The organism is Bradyrhizobium niftali, from assembly GCF_004571025.1.
Taxonomy (GTDB): Bacteria; Pseudomonadota; Alphaproteobacteria; order Rhizobiales; family Xanthobacteraceae; genus Bradyrhizobium; species Bradyrhizobium niftali.
The window spans coordinates 180,755-197,230 of record NZ_SPQT01000001.1 but is presented as its reverse complement, the minus strand read 5'-3'; the positions used below and the strand labels follow the sequence as shown (position 1 = coordinate 197,230).

The 16,476-nt window shown below is 64.1% G+C and carries 15 protein-coding genes; 11 read left to right on the top strand and 4 right to left on the bottom strand.

The window, feature by feature from the left end:
• Positions 1-12: 12 nt before the first annotated feature.
• From E4K65_RS00860 to E4K65_RS00850, 3 genes are all read left to right on the top strand, one after another.
• Entirely contained in the window at positions 13-336 is a 324-nt protein-coding gene (locus E4K65_RS00860) for a cupredoxin domain-containing protein (RefSeq protein ID WP_135172492.1), read from the top strand.
• A 127-nt stretch (positions 337-463) separates the two neighbouring features.
• The gene (locus E4K65_RS00855) at positions 464-1,012 is read left to right on the top strand and encodes a sigma-70 family RNA polymerase sigma factor (protein WP_167770420.1); all 549 of its coding nucleotides are present in this window, start codon (positions 464-466) and stop codon (positions 1,010-1,012) included.
• Positions 1,009-1,776 carry an anti-sigma factor family protein gene (locus E4K65_RS00850; protein WP_135172491.1) on the top strand — a complete coding sequence of 256 codons (768 nt, stop codon included), beginning with the start codon at positions 1,009-1,011 and terminating at the stop codon, positions 1,774-1,776. Before E4K65_RS00855 ends, E4K65_RS00850 begins: the two co-directional genes overlap by 4 nt.
• A gap of 101 nt (positions 1,777-1,877) precedes the next feature.
• On the opposite strand, the gene E4K65_RS00845 is transcribed toward E4K65_RS00850, so the two are convergent.
• Positions 1,878-2,261, bottom strand: a complete 384-nt coding sequence (locus tag E4K65_RS00845) for a nuclear transport factor 2 family protein (protein WP_135172490.1) — start codon at positions 2,259-2,261, stop codon at positions 1,878-1,880.
• A gap of 79 nt (positions 2,262-2,340) precedes the next feature.
• Here E4K65_RS00845 and E4K65_RS00840 point away from each other — a divergent pair, with 79 nt between their 5' ends.
• Positions 2,341-3,294, top strand: a complete 954-nt coding sequence (locus E4K65_RS00840; RefSeq protein WP_167770419.1) for an AraC family transcriptional regulator — start codon at positions 2,341-2,343, stop codon at positions 3,292-3,294.
• Between the two features lie 10 nt (positions 3,295-3,304).
• On the opposite strand, the gene hpnO is transcribed toward E4K65_RS00840, so the two are convergent.
• A complete protein-coding gene (hpnO, locus tag E4K65_RS00835) occupies positions 3,305-4,696 on the bottom strand; it encodes an aminobacteriohopanetriol synthase HpnO (protein ID WP_135172488.1) in 1,392 nt (463 codons plus the stop codon).
• A 141-nt stretch (positions 4,697-4,837) separates the two neighbouring features.
• Here hpnO and E4K65_RS00830 point away from each other — a divergent pair, with 141 nt between their 5' ends.
• Positions 4,838-5,512, top strand: coding sequence for a DUF2147 domain-containing protein (locus E4K65_RS00830; RefSeq protein WP_167770418.1), 675 nt, complete (start codon positions 4,838-4,840; stop codon positions 5,510-5,512).
• Here the strand turns inward: E4K65_RS00830 and hpnN are convergent.
• On the bottom strand, positions 5,480-8,068 hold the full coding sequence (gene hpnN, locus E4K65_RS00825) for a hopanoid transporter HpnN (RefSeq protein ID WP_135172486.1): 2,589 nt from the start codon (positions 8,066-8,068) through the stop codon (positions 5,480-5,482). The two genes, E4K65_RS00830 and hpnN, sit on opposite strands and share 33 nt — an antisense overlap.
• A 462-nt stretch (positions 8,069-8,530) precedes the next feature.
• On the opposite strand from hpnN, the gene ispH reads away from it, so the two are divergent.
• Positions 8,531-9,457 carry a 4-hydroxy-3-methylbut-2-enyl diphosphate reductase gene (gene ispH / locus E4K65_RS00820; RefSeq protein ID WP_135173173.1) on the top strand — a complete coding sequence of 309 codons (927 nt, stop codon included), beginning with the start codon at positions 8,531-8,533 and terminating at the stop codon, positions 9,455-9,457.
• Positions 9,458-9,492: 35 nt separating this feature from the next.
• The gene (hpnH, locus tag E4K65_RS00815) at positions 9,493-10,653 is read left to right on the top strand and encodes an adenosyl-hopene transferase HpnH (RefSeq protein WP_135172485.1); all 1,161 of its coding nucleotides are present in this window, start codon (positions 9,493-9,495) and stop codon (positions 10,651-10,653) included.
• Positions 10,654-10,731: 78 nt separating this feature from the next.
• Here hpnH and E4K65_RS00810 read toward each other — a convergent pair whose 3' ends face one another.
• Entirely contained in the window at positions 10,732-10,983 is a 252-nt protein-coding gene (locus E4K65_RS00810; protein WP_135172484.1) for a hypothetical protein, read from the bottom strand.
• A 362-nt stretch (positions 10,984-11,345) separates the two neighbouring features.
• Between E4K65_RS00810 and E4K65_RS00805 the strand changes: the two genes are divergently transcribed.
• From E4K65_RS00805 to E4K65_RS00790, 4 genes are all read left to right on the top strand, one after another.
• Complete coding sequence (locus E4K65_RS00805; RefSeq protein ID WP_135172483.1) at positions 11,346-12,383, top strand: putative 2-aminoethylphosphonate ABC transporter substrate-binding protein; 1,038 nt, start codon at positions 11,346-11,348, stop codon at positions 12,381-12,383.
• A 114-nt stretch (positions 12,384-12,497) separates the two neighbouring features.
• Entirely contained in the window at positions 12,498-13,601 is a 1,104-nt protein-coding gene (locus E4K65_RS00800; protein WP_135172482.1) for a putative 2-aminoethylphosphonate ABC transporter ATP-binding protein, read from the top strand.
• A gap of 15 nt (positions 13,602-13,616) precedes the next feature.
• Entirely contained in the window at positions 13,617-15,335 is a 1,719-nt protein-coding gene (locus E4K65_RS00795) for a putative 2-aminoethylphosphonate ABC transporter permease subunit (protein ID WP_135172481.1), read from the top strand.
• Positions 15,332-16,474: a TIGR03364 family FAD-dependent oxidoreductase gene (locus tag E4K65_RS00790; protein ID WP_135172480.1), complete on the top strand. Its 1,143-nt coding sequence runs from the start codon at positions 15,332-15,334 to the stop codon at positions 16,472-16,474. The genes E4K65_RS00795 and E4K65_RS00790 overlap by 4 nt, the downstream gene beginning before the upstream one ends.
• The last annotated feature ends 2 nt before the right edge of the window (positions 16,475-16,476 follow it).

The window sequence follows — 16,476 nt, the reverse complement described above, 5'->3', positions numbered from 1 at the left end:
CGGAAACTGACAATGAAGACACTCAATCGCCGCGACTTCGGTGTCGCTTTGGCCGCGGCCGTCCTGTTGCCCGCAACGACTGCCCGAGCCGACGACATGGGCGTGCACATCGACAATTTCGTTTTCCAGCCGGCCGAGCTCAAGGTCAAGGTCGGCACCACCGTGACCTGGACCAACCGGGACGACATTCCGCACACGATCGTCTCGGCCGGCAAGTTCAGGTCCAAGACTTTGGACACCGACGACAAGTTCTCGTTCACCTTCACCAATCCGGGCGACTACAAATATTTTTGTTCGCTGCACCCGCACATGACGGGGATGATCAAGGTTGAGTAACGTCTCCAACCAAGGCATCAACGTCCTGCCCGGCCGGTGGTCCCATGCCGGCCGGGCTCGTGTGCCTCCGGCCGCACACGGGGACGAAACGAAGCCGCAAGCGGAACAAGAGGCAAAGCGAGGAGCGATGCCCGCCACCGACGATCTGCAGAAGGCGCAGCGCTTCCGCGAAGCGGCGCTGCCCCATCTCGACGACGTCTACACGCTCGCGCGCTATCTGCTGCGCGACGCCGCCGATGCCGAGGACGCGGTGCAGGAGTGCTATCTGCGCGCGCTGAAGCACTTCGACAGCTATCGCGGGCCGACGATGAAGCCCTGGCTGTTCGCGATCCTGCGCAACGTCTGCAACGCCGAATATGCGCGTCGCGCGCACAGGCCCAGCGCGATCGAGGATACGCCCGGCGCCGCCGAGCAGACGCCGATCTGGCAGGAGACCGAAACAAGCCCCGAGACCGAAATGCTGCGCAGCCGCGATGCCGGCGCCATTCGCAAGCTAATCGACGCGCTCGCCGAACCGTTCAAGGAAACCTTCGTGCTGCGGGAGATCAACAACCTGTCCTATCGTGAAATCGCCGAGGCCGTCGGCGCCCCCGTCGGCACCGTGATGTCCCGCCTCGCCCGCGCCCGCGCCATGCTGCGCGCGGCCTGGAAGGCGGAAGAGGAGCAAGCGAGATGACCTGCGACGAAGCGAGGATCCTGCTTCACGCGCTGCTCGACAACGAGCTCGATGCCGGCCACGCGCGCGAGGTCGAAGCTCATATCGCCAGCTGCCCGGACTGCGCTGCCGAGTTCGCAGCCCAGCGCGAGATGCAGCGCGTGCTGGCCGACACCGATCTGCGCTACACAGCGCCGGCAAGCCTGCGCACGCGTATAGAAGCCTTGCTGCCTCAGCCGCAGCGCCAGCAACCCACCCGCCGCTCCGTGCTGCGCGGCTTTGCCATGGGCTCTGCGGTCTCCGCGCTCGCCGCAACCGGCGTCGTTGCCGTGGTGCTGCGCCAGGACGACCAGCAGCGCATCCTGTCGGAGGTCGTCTCTGCCCATCTGCGCTCGCTCCAGGCCGGCCATCTCACCGACGTGATCTCGACCGACCAGCACACCGTCAAGCCCTGGTTCAACGGCAAGCTCGACGTCGCCCCGCCCGTGATCGACCTCACCGCGCAGGGCTTTACATTGGTCGGCGGCCGGCTCGACTATATCGACGCACGCGCCATCGGTGCGGTCGTCTACAAGCGCCGGCAGCACGTGGTCAATTTGTTCGTGTCGCAAACCTCGAGCACGGAATATCGCGCGCCGAAGACCGAGACCATGCAGGGCTTCAACTGCCGCCGCTGGGGCAATCGCGGCCTGAACTTCTGGGCCGTCAGCGACATCGGGGCCGACGAGCTCGCCGAGTTCGTCGACAAGTTCGAGGCGGCGATGAAGGCGAATGTGGAGGGGTAGGCTTCGCGCCGAGATCGTGGGCAGCGGTAGCAACGCAATCCAGATCGTCGCCACTACGGGAGTCTGGATTGCTTTGCTCGCTGCACCCGGCCGCTTTCACGTCAAAACATGCCGTTGTCATGCACCGCATCGTCGGGCACGGGCTGCCGCACCTCCCAATGCTCGACGAGCTTGCCGTCCTCGAGGCGGAAGATATCGACGATAGCAAGCCCGGGGTCGGTGGGAGTGCGTCTGGCGTGAACGTGGGCGATGACGAGATCACCTTCGGCCACGATGCGCTTGACCTCACCGCGCAACTCCGGGAATTGACGGCGAAGCGCGGACATGTGGTTGCGAATGCCCTCGACGCCGTCGCCGATCATGGGATTGTGCTGGACATAGCGCGGCCCGAAATGCGTCGCCGCCGCATCGAAGTCCCCCTGATTGATCGCCTTCTCCAGAAAATCGAGCACGATGGCCTTGTTGGCCGGGATCACCTGATTCATTACGTGGTCTCCATGAGATCGCCGCAACGCGTTCTGAACCGGCGCAGTGGCACTGTCGATGCGCCAGACTTGCAAAGTCATGTCCGATCGTCTCAAACAGCAGGCGTCGGAGCGCGGGAGCGGAAGCATGGATGCCGGGTGGGACGTGTTGACGTCGTATCGCACCAGCAGTGCGTTCCTCGGGACCGCGATGTTGCGTCGCCCATGGGGCATCGGCGTGGATCCGCAACGCAACTCGGCCCTTCATGTCATCCTCGCGGGCAGCTGTTGGCTGAGGCTGGCAGGCCGTGACGACCCCATCTGCCTTTCGTCCGGCGACGCAGTCCTCGTCACGAGCGGCATCGGCCACGCGCTGAGCGACCCACCGGATGCCGCGATCGTTCCCATTCGCAATGCGTTGGCCGGCGCACCAAGCCGTGAGCCAGCGCCGGATGCAACGACGCTGCTGTGCGCAAAATATCAGCTCGATGAGGCCGCTCCCCATCGGATGATGTCGGTGATGCCGCCCCTGATTCACCTTACTGCGCAGCAGGTCGAGGGCAACGAACCGCTGCGATTGGCGCTGCAATTGCTCCGCGTCGAAGCGCAAGGCCGCCGCAACGAGGCCGATGTTATCGCCTCACGCCTGCTCGACAGCGCGCTGGTCCTGCTGTTGCGCGCGTGGATGGACGTCCAGCCCGCGGGCAGTGGCAATTGGTTCGGTGCATTGAGCGATCCCGCCATCGCACGCGCCCTGCGCCTGATCCATGAGCAGCCGCAGGATGCCTGGACCGTTGCAGCATTGGCGGATCGTGTCCTGCTCTCCCGCGCGACATTTGCACGTCGCTTCACGCGATTGGTCGGAGAGCCGCCGCTCGCTTATGTCGCGCGCTGGCGGATGAATCTCGCAGCGAAAGCACTGCGCGAAACCGGTCGTTCCATCGACGAGATCGCGCGGGCCGTCGGCTATGAGTCCGGACCAGCGTTTTCGAAGGCGTTCAGCCGCGTGTACGGGCGATCACCGGGCCGCTACCGGAGCGGAAGCGCGTCGTAGCCGATTGCGCCTAAGCCGACCTTCTCACCGCGTTGTCCACCAGCGTCTTGCCGAGCGACCAGATCGCGCCGGGGACCTTGTGGCTGCCGGCGATGACGTCGTCGAACGCCTTCTCGATCCAGCTGCAGTCTTCCTCGGTGATGGTGAGCGGCGGCAGGAGCTTGATGGTGTGGCTGCCGTGGCCGGCCACTTGCGTGAGGATCTTGTGATCCTTGAACAGCGGCACGGTGATGAGCTGGCAGAACAGGCCCTTGTTGGCGGCTTCCAGCACGTTCCAGGACGCCCGCAGGCGCAGCGACTTCGGCGGGCCGAACTCCACGCCGATCATCAGGCCCTTGCCGCGCACTTCCTTCATCAGCTCGTAGCCGGGCACCATGCGCGTCAGCGCAAGGCGCAGCTCGGCACCGCGCTTGGCGGCGGACTCGATCAGCTTCTCGGACTCCATGACATCGAGCGTGGCGATGCCCGCGGCCATCGCCAGGTCGTTCTTGGAGAAGGTGGAGCCGTGCACCACCGCGCGGTCCATCTGGTTGAAGATCTTGTCGAAGATGGCCTTGCGCGTCAGCACCGCGCCGACCGGCACGTGGCCGCCCGACAGCGATTTCGACAGCAGCACCATGTCCGGCTCGACGTTCCAGTGCTCGACCGCGAGGAAGCGGCCGGTGCGGCCCATGCCGGTCTGGATCTCGTCGGCGACGAACAGCGTGCCGTATTTCTTGCAGAGTGCGGCCGCGCCAGGCAGGAACTCGTCCGTGGGCATGTTGACGCCCTTGCCCTGGATCGGCTCGACGACGAAGGCCGCAACCTCGCGCGAGGCCAGCGCCTTTTCGAGCGCGGCGAGATCGTTGAAAGGGACCGGGGTGCAGCCGGGCAGCAGCGGCTCGAAACCGTTGCGGAAGTTCGAATCCCCCGTCAGCGACAGCGCGCCATAGGTCAGGCCGTGATAGCCGTGGGCGCAATAGACGATGCCGGGACGGCCGGTGGCGCCTCGCGCGAACTTGATCGCGGCCTCGACGCATTCCGCCCCGGAATTGGCGAAGAACGCCTTGTCGAGATAGGGAACGTATTTCAGGAGGCGCTCGGCGAGCACGCCGGCGAGCGTCGAGACGTCGAACTGGACGAGGTTGGGCAGGTCGGCGTCGAGCACGCTCTTGAGCGCCTCGCGCATGACCGGATGATTGCGCCCGATCGCAAACACGCCAAAGCCGGACAACAGGTCGAGATAGCGCGCCCCGTCGCGGTCGTAGAGGTACTGCCCCTGCCCCTTCTGGAAGCCGACATCGTAGCCGATGGTCTTGAGAACCCGAACGAACTGCTCGTTCAGAAACCGATTATGCAGGGCACTGCGCTGGGCCTGACGGTCCGCGAACAGTTGAGACATGTCTGGATTTGGGCTGTGCATCCGCTACATACTTCGGTTGAGGGCCGTCTCGTCAACTGAAAACGGACCGTTACTCAAAACGGTCTGTGCGGCCTTTTGCCCTTTTTCGGACCATCTTCGCAAGCACAGCTTTAAACCATGTTGCACTGCCAAGGAACACTCATGCGTTTGGCCCTTTACACCGGAATTATACTGGCTGGCGGTTACACCTGCCTGACTCCTGCTCTCGCCGCCGATCCCACCGGCGACTGGCGGGTCGCCGACGGCGTCGCCAACATTCGCGTTGCCCAATGCAATGGCAGCATGTGGGGCGCGGTTTCCTGGGAAAAGCAGCCCGGCGGCCGCGACGAGAACAATCCGGATGTCTCGAAAAAGAACAGGCCGACGCTGGCCATGGCGACCCTGATCGACATGAAGAAGAAGCCCGGCGTCGATCAGTGGGAAGGACAGGTCTACAACGCCAAGGACGGCCAGCTCTACAGCGCAACCATCACGCCGGCCGGTACCGACCAGCTCGAGATCAAGGGCTGCGTGATGGGTTTCCTCTGCGGTGGCGAGACCTGGACCCGGGTTGGCCCGCCGATCCCCCTGAGCCCCGCCAACGCCATGGCCAAGGGCGCGCCGAAGCCCGCCGGCGCGGCGCCGAAAGTCCAAGGGGCACCACAAGGCACGGCACAAGCCGCAGCGCCCCAAGGCACGTCCCAAGGCACGACCGGTGCCACGGCGCCTGCCGCGGCCCCGAAGACCGCCACCACGGCCAAGCCCGGTCAGAAGGGCGCCGCCGACACCGTCGGCGACATCTGCCTACTCCCTGAGATTGCGGGGTTTGCCCATTAGCGCCGGCTGGAACAGCAGCACGGCGGCGAGCGTCGTCACCAGCGAGAGCGCCAGCAGCTTGCCCATGCTGGACGTGCCGGGATGGCTCGACAGCCACAGGCTGCCGAACGCGGTCGCCGTCGTCAGCGCGCTGAAAAAGATCGCGCGTGTCAGGCTGGTCTGAAGCAGGTTTGTCCTGCCCGAGCGCCAGGCCACGACATAATAGATCTTGAAGGCCACGCCGACGCCGAGCAGCAGCGGGAACGCGACGATGTTGGCGAAGTTGAGCGGCAGGCCGATCAGCACGCAGATCTCGAGCGTCACGGCACCTGCAACCAGGAGCGGCACCAGCGTCATCAGCACGTCCACGAACCGGCGGAGCGTGATCCACAGCAGAAGGCCGATCACCAGCAGCGCGTAGATGCCGGCGTGGATGAACGCCTTCACCACGGTGTCGCCGGATTTCAGGATCGAGACCGGCCCGCCGATCGCGGTCGGCTCGGCAACGAGCACCGCCGCCGCAAATCTGCGCAGCGTGTCGTTGTCGTTGGGATCGCCCTTGGGCAGCGCCTCGACGCGGATGATGCCGTCCTTGCTCTTCCAGGCGCTGACGAGATCGGGCGGCAGCGACTTCGGGGTGACCGGCTCGGCCTGCAGCGCGTTCCTGAGCTGGTCGAACACGATCTTCATCGGCGTGACGAACACGTCCTGCGCCCTGTTCCGCGTGGCCTCGTCGGCATTGGCGAGCTTATCGAGCGCGTCCGCAAGGCGGCGCGAGGCGACCGCGCCCTGCCCCTTCGCATCGCCGGCGGTCCGGCGCAGATTGTCGACCGAGGACTTCAGCGCGTCGACGTTCTCCTTGTCCGACGGCGCGGCATCGATCTGGTCGGGATTGAGCGCGGGGTTCAGCACCTTGGCGCCCTGTGCAATCAGCTTCAGCTTCGGCTGCTGGTCTTGCGGCACGAAGCTGTCGAGCGACATCACGCGCAGCACCTCCGGCACCTTCTCCAGCTTCGCCTCGACCTGCCTCGCCTGCTCCTCGGACGTCGTCATCACGTTGATGGCGTTGGCGCCGGTGTTCGGATCCTTGCGCAGGTCGAGGAAGGTCGCGATCGATTCGGCCCTCGGGTTGCGCAGGTTCATCGGATTGAAGTCGAATTTCAGGAAGTAGAGCAGCGGCAGGCCGGCGAGCGCGAGCAGCAGCGTGCCGCCCACGACCAGCACACGGTGCTTCTCCAGGAAGTGATCGAGCGGCGCCAGGAAGGCGTATCCGACGGGCTCCTCCTCGCCGGGCGGGTTCAACAGCTTGAGCATCGCGGGCAGTACTGTGATGCTGGAGAGGAACGCCACCAGCATACCGACGCCGGCGATCTGGCCGAGCTCGGAGATGCCCTTGTAATCGGTCGGCAGGAAACAGAGGAAGCCGGCGGCGGTCGCCATTGCCGCCAGCGACAGCGGCACCGCGGAGCGCTTGGCGGCAAGCACCAGCGCGCCGGAGAGATCGTTATACTTGTAGCGCTCCGAGCGGTAGCGGACGCTGTACTGGATACCGAAATCGACGCCGAGGCCGACGAACAGCACGGCAAACGCGATCGACAGCAAATTGAACGAGCCGACCATCATCAGGCCGGCAGCGGTCGTCAGCGCAAGGCCGACGAAGAGATTGACGAATACCGCGAAAATGATCTTCGACGAATGCAGCGCCAGCCACAGGATCAGCAGCACGACGAGGACGGTGCCGACGCCGTTGACGACGGCACCTTCCTGGACGGTGGCATATTCCTCATTGGCGATCGGCACCGGGCCGGTCAGCCGCACCCGCGCCTGGTATTTGGTCGCGAAATCGAGCTCCGCCGCGGCCTTGCGGATCGCGTCGGTGGCGCCCTTGCCGGGCTCCAGCGCGTTGTAGTCGAGGATCGGCTTGAACTCGATGAAGGCGCGCTTGTCGGAAGCCGTCAGCGGCTCGTCGCTGACGAGCTCGCGCCACGAGAAGCTCGCATTGCCCTTGTTGAGCACGGTCTCGACCGTCTGCGCGATCAGGTTGAAAGGCCGCGCGGTATTGTCGAGCTTGACCTGGCCGCGCTTGACGCCGGCAAGTCCCGTCTCCAGCGCGCCGGTCAGGCCGCGGATCGAGGGATCGCCCGCCATGATCTCGATCAGGGGCGCCGCAGCTTCGAACTGGCCGGTGGCCTTGGCGACCTCTTCGGTCGGCAGGAACAGCAGGCCGTTCCTCTCGAAGAACTCGCCGGTGCCGAGCTGCTGCATCGACTGGAAATTGGTCTTGTCGTCCTTCAGCCTGGCAAAGAGCGCGTCCGACGCCGCGGTCGCCATCTCCGGCGTCCTGGCCTCGACCACTGCCGTGATCGTCGCGTCGCGGTCGAAGGCGCGGTCGAACTGCTGGTCGCGCTGGCGCCAGTCCAGATTTTGGGCAATCAGCGAGTTGATGTCGGTGTTGATGGCGAAGTGCTGGGACGTGTAATAGCCGGCCCCCACCGAAAGCAGGAGCCCGAGAACGACGACGAGGGAGGCAAACCGGGTGCAGGCCCTGACGATGGCAACGACGACGCTTTGCAGCACTTCTTTTCTTTCTGCTGTTAACAGCTTGCCGGAAACGCCCGCTCTTTATCGGAGTTCCCGGGCGAAACCTATTGCTGTTTTGAGTGGTTCTCGCCGCCGGAAGGTTCGAGGTAAACGGCGCAGACCATGGCAAAATCATGCGGGACGGTCGGTATAGCCGGGGAGTTGAGGCGGGAAAGTGACGAAGGGGTGAGCACAAATGTCGCCATCTTGCTCACGACGCTTTCTGTACTATATTACCATCGATTGAGCCGGCAGGGAACAATAGGTCCATCCGACCTTTCCTTTCTGCCGATTTTTTGACACAAAGTATTGCGCCTCCATGCGCCGGAGCCCCGACGGGGGTGGGTGGCTACCGCGTGCGCGAAACCAATGGTGCGGATATTGCAACTCATTGGTCAGTACGGGGTGCCCCCGGGGGACTTTGAAGCGGATTGGTGCAAATTGCGTGATGGGCGTCCTATGGAAGTTTATCTAGCGCAGCCGCGCGGTTTCTGCGCGGGCGTGGTGCGCGCGATCGAGATCGTGGAACGGGCCCTGGAGAAGTACGGCCCGCCCGTCTACGTGCGCCACGAGATCGTGCACAACAAATACGTGGTCGAGAGCCTGAAGAACAAAGGCGCCATCTTCGTCGAGGCGCTGTCCGAGGTTCCGCCGAAGGCGGTGACCGTTTTCAGCGCCCATGGCGTTGCCCGCAGCGTCGAGGAAGAGGCCGCCGCGCGCGACCTTCCGGTGCTCAACGCCACCTGCCCCCTGGTCACGAAAGTTCACAATCAGGGGAAGCGCTATATCACCAAGGGCCGCACGCTGATCCTGATCGGCCATGCCGGCCACCCCGAGGTCGAGGGCACGATGGGCCAGGTTCCGGGGCCGGTGCTGCTTGTTCAAAGCGTTGAAGAGGTTAAGGCCCTTGTCCTGCCGGCGGATACGCCAGTGGCCTACATCACCCAGACCACCCTGTCGGTCGACGACACCAGGGACATCATTTCGGCCCTTCAGGCCCGCTTTACAGATATTCAAGGCCCGGATATCCGGGATATCTGCTATGCGACACAGAACCGCCAATCTGCGGTAAGGGACTTGAGCAAGCTGGTCGACGTGATCTTGGTGGTGGGCGCTGCCAACAGCTCGAACTCGAACCGGCTCCGCGAAATCGGCACTGAGGCCGGCGTCGCGAGTTATTTGATTGCCGACGGCAGCGCGCTCAATCCGGAGTGGTTGAAAGATGCCAAGACCGTCGGCGTCACGGCCGGCGCTTCGGCGCCTGAGGTACTCGTGGATGACGTGATCGAGGCGATGCGGCGGATCGGACCAGTCAAGGTCTCGGTGCTGCCGGGCCGCGAGGAGAACATCGAATTCCGGCTTCCGGCCGAACTGGCTGCGAGCTGACCCACCCGAATTTCAAGCCCAGAAAGAAACGTGTAATGGCTATCCCCTTCTTCAAGGAAATGCGTATCGGCGGTTATTTGCTCAAGCAGAAACTGCTTGGCCGCAAGCGCTATCCGCTCGTGCTGATGCTGGAGCCGCTGTTTCGCTGCAACCTCGCCTGCGTCGGCTGCGGCAAGATCGACTATCCCGACGCGATCCTCAACCGTCGCATGACGGCGCAGGAGTGCTGGGACGCCGCCGACGAATGCGGCGCGCCGATGGTGGCCATTCCCGGCGGCGAGCCGCTGATCCACAAGGAGATCGGCGAGATCGTGCGCGGCCTCGTCGCGCGCAAGAAGTTCGTCTCGCTCTGCACCAACGCGCTGCTGCTCGAGAAGAAGCTCGATCTGTTCGAGCCCTCGCCGTACCTGTTCTTCTCGGTGCATCTCGACGGCCTGAAGGACCATCACGACAAGGCCGTGTCGCAGAAGGGCGTGTTCGACCGCGCCGTCTCCGCGATCAAGGCGGCCAAGGCGCGCGGCTTCACCGTCAACGTCAACGCCACCATCTTCGACGGCCATCCGGCCGAGGAGATCGCCAAATTCCTCGACCTCACCGTCGAACTCGGTGTCGGCGTCTCGATGTCGCCGGGCTACGCCTATGAGCGTGCGCCGGACCAGGAGCACTTCCTCAACCGCACCAAGACCAAGAAGCTGTTCCGCGACGTCTTCGCGATGGGCAAGGGCAAGAAGTGGAACTTCATGCATTCCGGCCTGTTCCTCGACTTCCTCGCCGGCAACCAGGAATACGAGTGCACGCCCTGGGGCATGCCCGCGCGCAACATCTTCGGCTGGCAGAAGCCCTGCTATCTGCTCGGTGAAGGCTATGCCAAGACCTTCAAGGAGCTGATGGACACCACCGACTGGGAGACCTACGGCACCGGCAAGTACGAGAAGTGCGCCGACTGTATGGCCCATTGCGGCTACGAGCCGACCGCGGCGACCGCGGCCCTCGACAACCCGCTGAAGGCGATGTGGGTGTCGCTGCGCGGCGTCAAGACCTCTGGTCCCATGGCGCCCGAGATCGACATGAGCAAGCAGCGTCCGGCGCAGTACATCTTCTCGGAGCAGGTCCAGAAGAAGCTGTCGGAGATCCGCAAGGACGAGGCCGCCGCCGCCGAGCAGAAGGCCGCGCGGAAGGCTTCGACGGCCGCGTAAGCGCGCAGGCGTCCACAAACCAGAAAGGCCCGGTCGCCATCGCGATCGGGCCTTTTCGTTTGTTTAGTTCAAGCGCAATCAGGCGGTCTTGATCGCCGCCAAAAAGGTTGCGGCTTGCGACTGTAGGGATTTGGACCGAACCGAGAGATCTGACGCCGCCTGCAACACCCGAGCGGAAGCAGTGCCGGATTCGCCGGCAGCACGGGTCACGTGAACCATGGTTTCGGCCATCTCTCGGGTGCCTGCGGCTGCCTGCCTGACGTTGCGACTGATTTCGTGGGTCGAAGCGCCCTTGCGCGATCCTCCTTCGATGTTTGGTTCGTCAAACATCAGCGAAATCGTCCAGCACGCTTGATCGCCTTCAATTTTGCAACCCGTCGGAAACCGACGGTTCTTTGCTCGTGCTGCCAGGCTCCACCGGGAGACGGAGCAATGTCCATTCGGCTAAGCCACGACGACCGCAACGCAATCAGCGGCAAACGCGCATCATTGCTCACGCCAAGCGGAGACGCTGAAGGAGGCTCGGAGCAGACGCTTGCATGGGCAACATTGCACTCAAGATGTGCAGAGACACTACGATCGAGGCGCGCCGTGCACAAAATCCGACATGTACGTGACGGAAATGTCATCTAACAATATCGGTTCCCTGCCCGGACGGTGCCAGCCCGCGGCCAACATCGATGGAGCCCGACATGAACCTGTGCACGACAAGCGGTCTGCGATGCGCTGTTGTGTCGATCACCGCCGCCATGTTCTGCCTCAGCACTTCAGTTCGCGCGGCGGACCTCACCGTTTACACGGCGCTGGAGGCCGACCAGATCAAGCCCTACAAGGCCGCGTTCGAGAAGGCCAATCCGGGCATCAACATCCTCTGGGTCCGCGACTCCACCGGCATCATCACCGCGAAGCTCCTCGCGGAAAGGGCAAACCCCAAGGCCGATGTGGTCATGGGTCTTGCCGCAACCTCGCTGATGCTGCTGCAGAAGGAAGGCATGCTGATGCCTTACGCGCCGGCGGGTCTCGACAAGGTCGACGCCAAGATGCGCGATCCCGCTGCCTCGCCGGAGTGGGTGGGCATGGACGTCTGGGCATCGGCCTTTTGCGTCAACACCGTGGAATCCGGCAAGAAGAACCTGCCGGAGCCCGCCTCCTGGGCCGATCTGACCAAGCCGGTCTATCAGGGGCAAATCGCCATGCCGAACCCGGCCTCCTCGGGGACCGGTTTTCTGATGGTCTCCGCCTGGCTCCAGATGTTCGGCTGGGACGAGGGCTGGAAGTACATGGACGAGCTTCACAAGAACATCGCGGCCTATACGCATTCCGGCTCGAAGCCGTGCCGACAGGCCGCCGCCGGCGAGTACACGATAGGCCTCTCGTTCGAGTATCGCGCCAACAAGACCAAGAAGGGCGGAGCGCCCATCAGCATTGTCCTGCCCAAGGAAGGCCTCGGCTGGGATATGGAAGCTATCGGGATCTTGAAGACCACCAAGGAGTCCGAGGCGGCGAAGAAGCTTGCCGACTGGGCCGCGACGGCGGAGGCCAACAAGCTCTACGCCGAGAACTTCGCCATCGTAGCTTTGCCCGGCATCGCAAGCTCCATGGAGTTCATCCAGGGTGACATCAACAAGATGCTGATCAAGAACGACTTTGCCTGGGCCGCGGAGAATCGCGACAAGATCCTGGCGGAGTGGAGCAAGCGCTACGACGGCAAGTCCGAGCCCAAGAACTGAAGAACTGACTGAAGAACCTGAACTGAGGGACCTGAACTGAGGATCCTGCCGGTGATCCCAGGAGCGACCAAGCCGGCGGTGCATGGGCGCCGCCGGTCAATGCGGGACAGTACAATGGACAGCACGCCGACGACGGTGCCCTATCTCCGCATCCGCAACCTCTCGAAAAAGTTCGGTGCGTTCACCGCGCTCGACACTATCGACCTCGACATCATGCCCGGGGAGTTCGTCTCGTTCCTCGGGCCATCCGGCTGCGGCAAGACCACGCTGTTGCGCGCCATCTCCGGACTGGACGTGCAGACCGCCGGGTCGATCCATCAAGGCGGGCGGGACATCTCGACGTTGCCGGTCGCCAAGCGCGACTTCGGCATCGTGTTCCAGTCCTATGCGTTGTTCCCGAACCTAACGATCAAGGACAATGTGGCTTACGGCCTGGTGTCGGCCGGCACGCCTCGCATCGAGATCGACAGACGGGTCAAGGAGCTTCTTGAACTTGTCGGCCTGCCCGAGCAAGCCGACAAATATCCGGCCCAGCTCTCAGGCGGGCAGCAGCAGCGCGTCGCGCTCGCCCGGGCGCTGGCACTATCGCCCGGCCTTCTGCTGCTGGACGAACCGCTATCCGCTCTCGACGCGCGCGTCCGGGCGCGTCTGCGCGGCGAGATCCGCGACCTGCAGCAACGTCTCAAGCTGACCACGATCATGGTGACCCACGACCAGGAGGAGGCTCTCACCATGTCCGACCGGATCGTGGTGATGAGCAATGGCAGGATCGAGCAGGTGGGCACGCCCGACGAGATCTACGGCCGACCCGCGACCGCTTTCGTCGCCGACTTCGTCGGCAAGATGAACTTTCTGGAGGGACGCCTCGTCACCAGCAAGCGCGCAATTGTCAGGGGTGCCGTGCTCGACTTCAGCGAGGAGGTGCCGCTTGGCGAGGGCGCGGCCGTCACGGTCTGCCTTCGGCCGGAGGACGTGGCGGTGCGCGACATCGGCGAGCATTCGGACAATCGCCTGTCGGTCCAGGTCGGCGTCATGGAATTCATCGGCAATCATTTCGCGACGACCCTGCATGCGAGCGGCACGGGACTGAACTTCTCGGCCGACTTTTCGATCAACGCCGTGCGCGACCTCGGCATTTCCTCGGGCGCGACCATCGAGGTCGCGCTGCCGCCGAAGCGGTTACGCGTATTTGCCCAGCCGCGCTCTGCTACTGCCTGACACGGGAAACCAGCGATGGCGACCGAGACGCTAATTCTGCCGGACCGCACCGCCGCAGTGGCGCCGCTGCGGCAGAAGCTGGGGCACGACGACTGGATCATGCGCGGCGCGGTCGTGGCGCTCGGCCTCTGGTTGATCGTCACCGTGTTGCTGCCGCTCTGGGCGCTGCTGTCCAAGAGCTTCCAGGCGGCTGATGGCAGCTTCATAGGCCTCGCCAATTTCCAGGCCTATTTCGCCAACCCGGCGTTGGCCAATTCGATCTGGCACTCGGTCTGGGTCTCGCTGCTGAGCACGATCATCTGCGTTCTGCTCGCCTTCGTCTACGCCTACGGACTCACCCGCACCTGCATGCCAGGACGGGGACTGTTCCGCATCATCGCGCAGATCCCGATTCTCGCACCCTCGCTGCTGCCTGCGATCAGCCTTGTCTATCTGTTCGGCAACCAGGGCCTCGTCAAATGGATGCTGTTCGGCGCGTCGATCTACGGTCCGATCGGCATCGTGATGGGCGAGGTGTTCTGGACCTTCCCGCACGCGCTCATCATCATCACCACGGCGCTGGCGATTTCGGACGCGCGTCTGTATGAGGCGGCGGAAGCGTTGCGGGCAAGCCCGCGCCGCACCTTCTGGACCGTGACCTTTCCCGGAGCACGTTATGGCCTGATCAGCGCGGTCTTCGTCGTCTTTACCCTGGTGATCACCGATTTCGGCGTGCCGAAGGTCATCGGGGGCAGGTTCAACGTGCTCGCGACCGACATCTACAAACAGGTGGTCGGGCAGCAGAATTTCCAGATGGGCGCGGTGGTCGGCTTGATCCTGCTGTTGCCAGCGGGGGTGGCCTTCGTCGTCGATCAGCTCATGCAGCGACGCCAGTTGGCGCTGCTCTCCGCGCGCGCCGTACCGTATGCGCCCAGGCCCGACGCCACGATCGATCGCACGATGCTGGCGATCTGCTCGCTGATCGCGTTCGCGATCCTGGTCATTCTCGGCGTGTCCTTCTTCGCCTCGATCGCGACGTTCTGGCCCTACAATCTGACGCCCAGCTTCAAGAACTTCGACTTCGACATGATGGATGGCGGCGGCTGGCGCAGCTATTTCAACTCACTCGTCATGGCCGGCCTCACCGCGCTGTTCGGGACTGCGGTGATCTTTGCCGGCGCCTATCTGGTCGAGAAGACCCCGCGCTTTCGCTATGTCCGCGGCTTCGTGCAGTTTCTCGCGCTGCTTCCTTTGGCCGTTCCAGGGCTGGTGCTCGGCCTCGGCTACATCTTCTTCTTCAACAATCCGGCCAATCCGCTGAACTTCATCTACGGCACGATGGCCATTCTCGTCATCTGCACCATCTCGCATTTCTACTCCGTCTCGCACCTGACCGCGGTGACGGCGCTCAAGCAGATCGACCAGGAATTCGAGACCGTTTCGGCATCGCTCAGGGTGCCGTTCTGGCGTACCTTCATGCGCGTGACCTTGCCGGTCTGCCTGCCGGCCGTGCTGGATATCGCCATGTATCTGTTCGTGAATGCGATGACGACCGTCTCCGCGGTGGTCTTCATCTACGCGCCGCACACGACACTTGCGGCCATCGCCGTGCTCAATATGGATGACGCTGGCGACGTGGCTCCGGCGGCGGCCATGGCCATGGTCGTGTTCGCCACCGCCGCCGTCACACGAGCCATCTACATGTTACTCACACAGGGCTATCTTGCGCGCGCGCAGATGTGGAGGAAGCGGTGAGCGTGTCAGGAGACGAATTCGATCTGGCCGTTATCGGGGGCGGCATCTGCGGTCTCGCCCATGCGCTTGCGGGCGTGCGCCGGGGCTTGCGGGTCGTGGTCATCGAGCGCGATGCGAGGGCGAACGGCGCCTCGATCCGCAATTTCGGCTTCGTCACCGTCACCGGGCAGCAGCGCGGCCAGTGCTGGCAGCGGGCGATGCGGTCGCGGCAGGTCTGGGCCGAAGTGGCCCCGGCCGCGGGCATCAGGATCGAGCATGCCGGACTGGCGGTCGCGGTGCGACGACCGGAAGCCGTGGCCGTGCTCGAGGCGTTCCGCACCACCGAGATGGGCGAGGGTTGCGAGCTTCTGAGCCCGGCTGAGGCGGGCCGTCGTTTCCCGATGCTGCGGACCGACGATCTGCTAGCCGTGCTGGCGAGCCCGCACGATTTGCGCGTGGAGTCGCGCATCGCGGTGCCGGCACTGGCGCGCTGGCTGGCCGAAGTGCACGGCGTCACCTTCCTGTATCAGACGCTGGCCAAGGCGGTGACACCGCCGGTCATCGACACCACACGGGGGCCGGTCAGGGCCCGGCTGTGCGTGGTCTGCCCCGGCGACGATTTCCTGAGCCTCTATCCGGAACGCCTGGCGAGCTACGGCCTCGTCCGATGCAAGCTGCACATGCTGCGGGTCGCATCGGCGAGCGCGATGCCGCGCTTCAACGCGGCCGTGATGTCGGACCTCGGCCTCGTGCGTTATCTCGGCTACGCCGAACTGCCGGAGACCGCCGCACTGAAGCAGCGACTCGAATCCGAGCAGGGCCAGCATCTGGCCAACGGTGTGCATCTGATCGCCGTGCAGAGCGAGGATGGCTCGCTCGTCGTCGGCGATTCCCACCACTACGACGCGACGCCGGACCCGTTCGGTCCGGATACGGTGGACGAGTTGATCATGGACGAATTCCGCCAGGTTCTGGCGTGGCCAACGCCTGTCATCCGCGAGCGCTGGATCGGCACTTACGCCTCGGCGTCCGACCGGCTGATGCTGATCGACCGCCCATCTGAAACTGTGCGCCTCGTCATGATCACCAGCGGCACTGGCGCCAGCACCTCGTTTGCGATCGCCGAGGAAGTGCTTGACGAATTGACGTCCGGGAGCTGAGC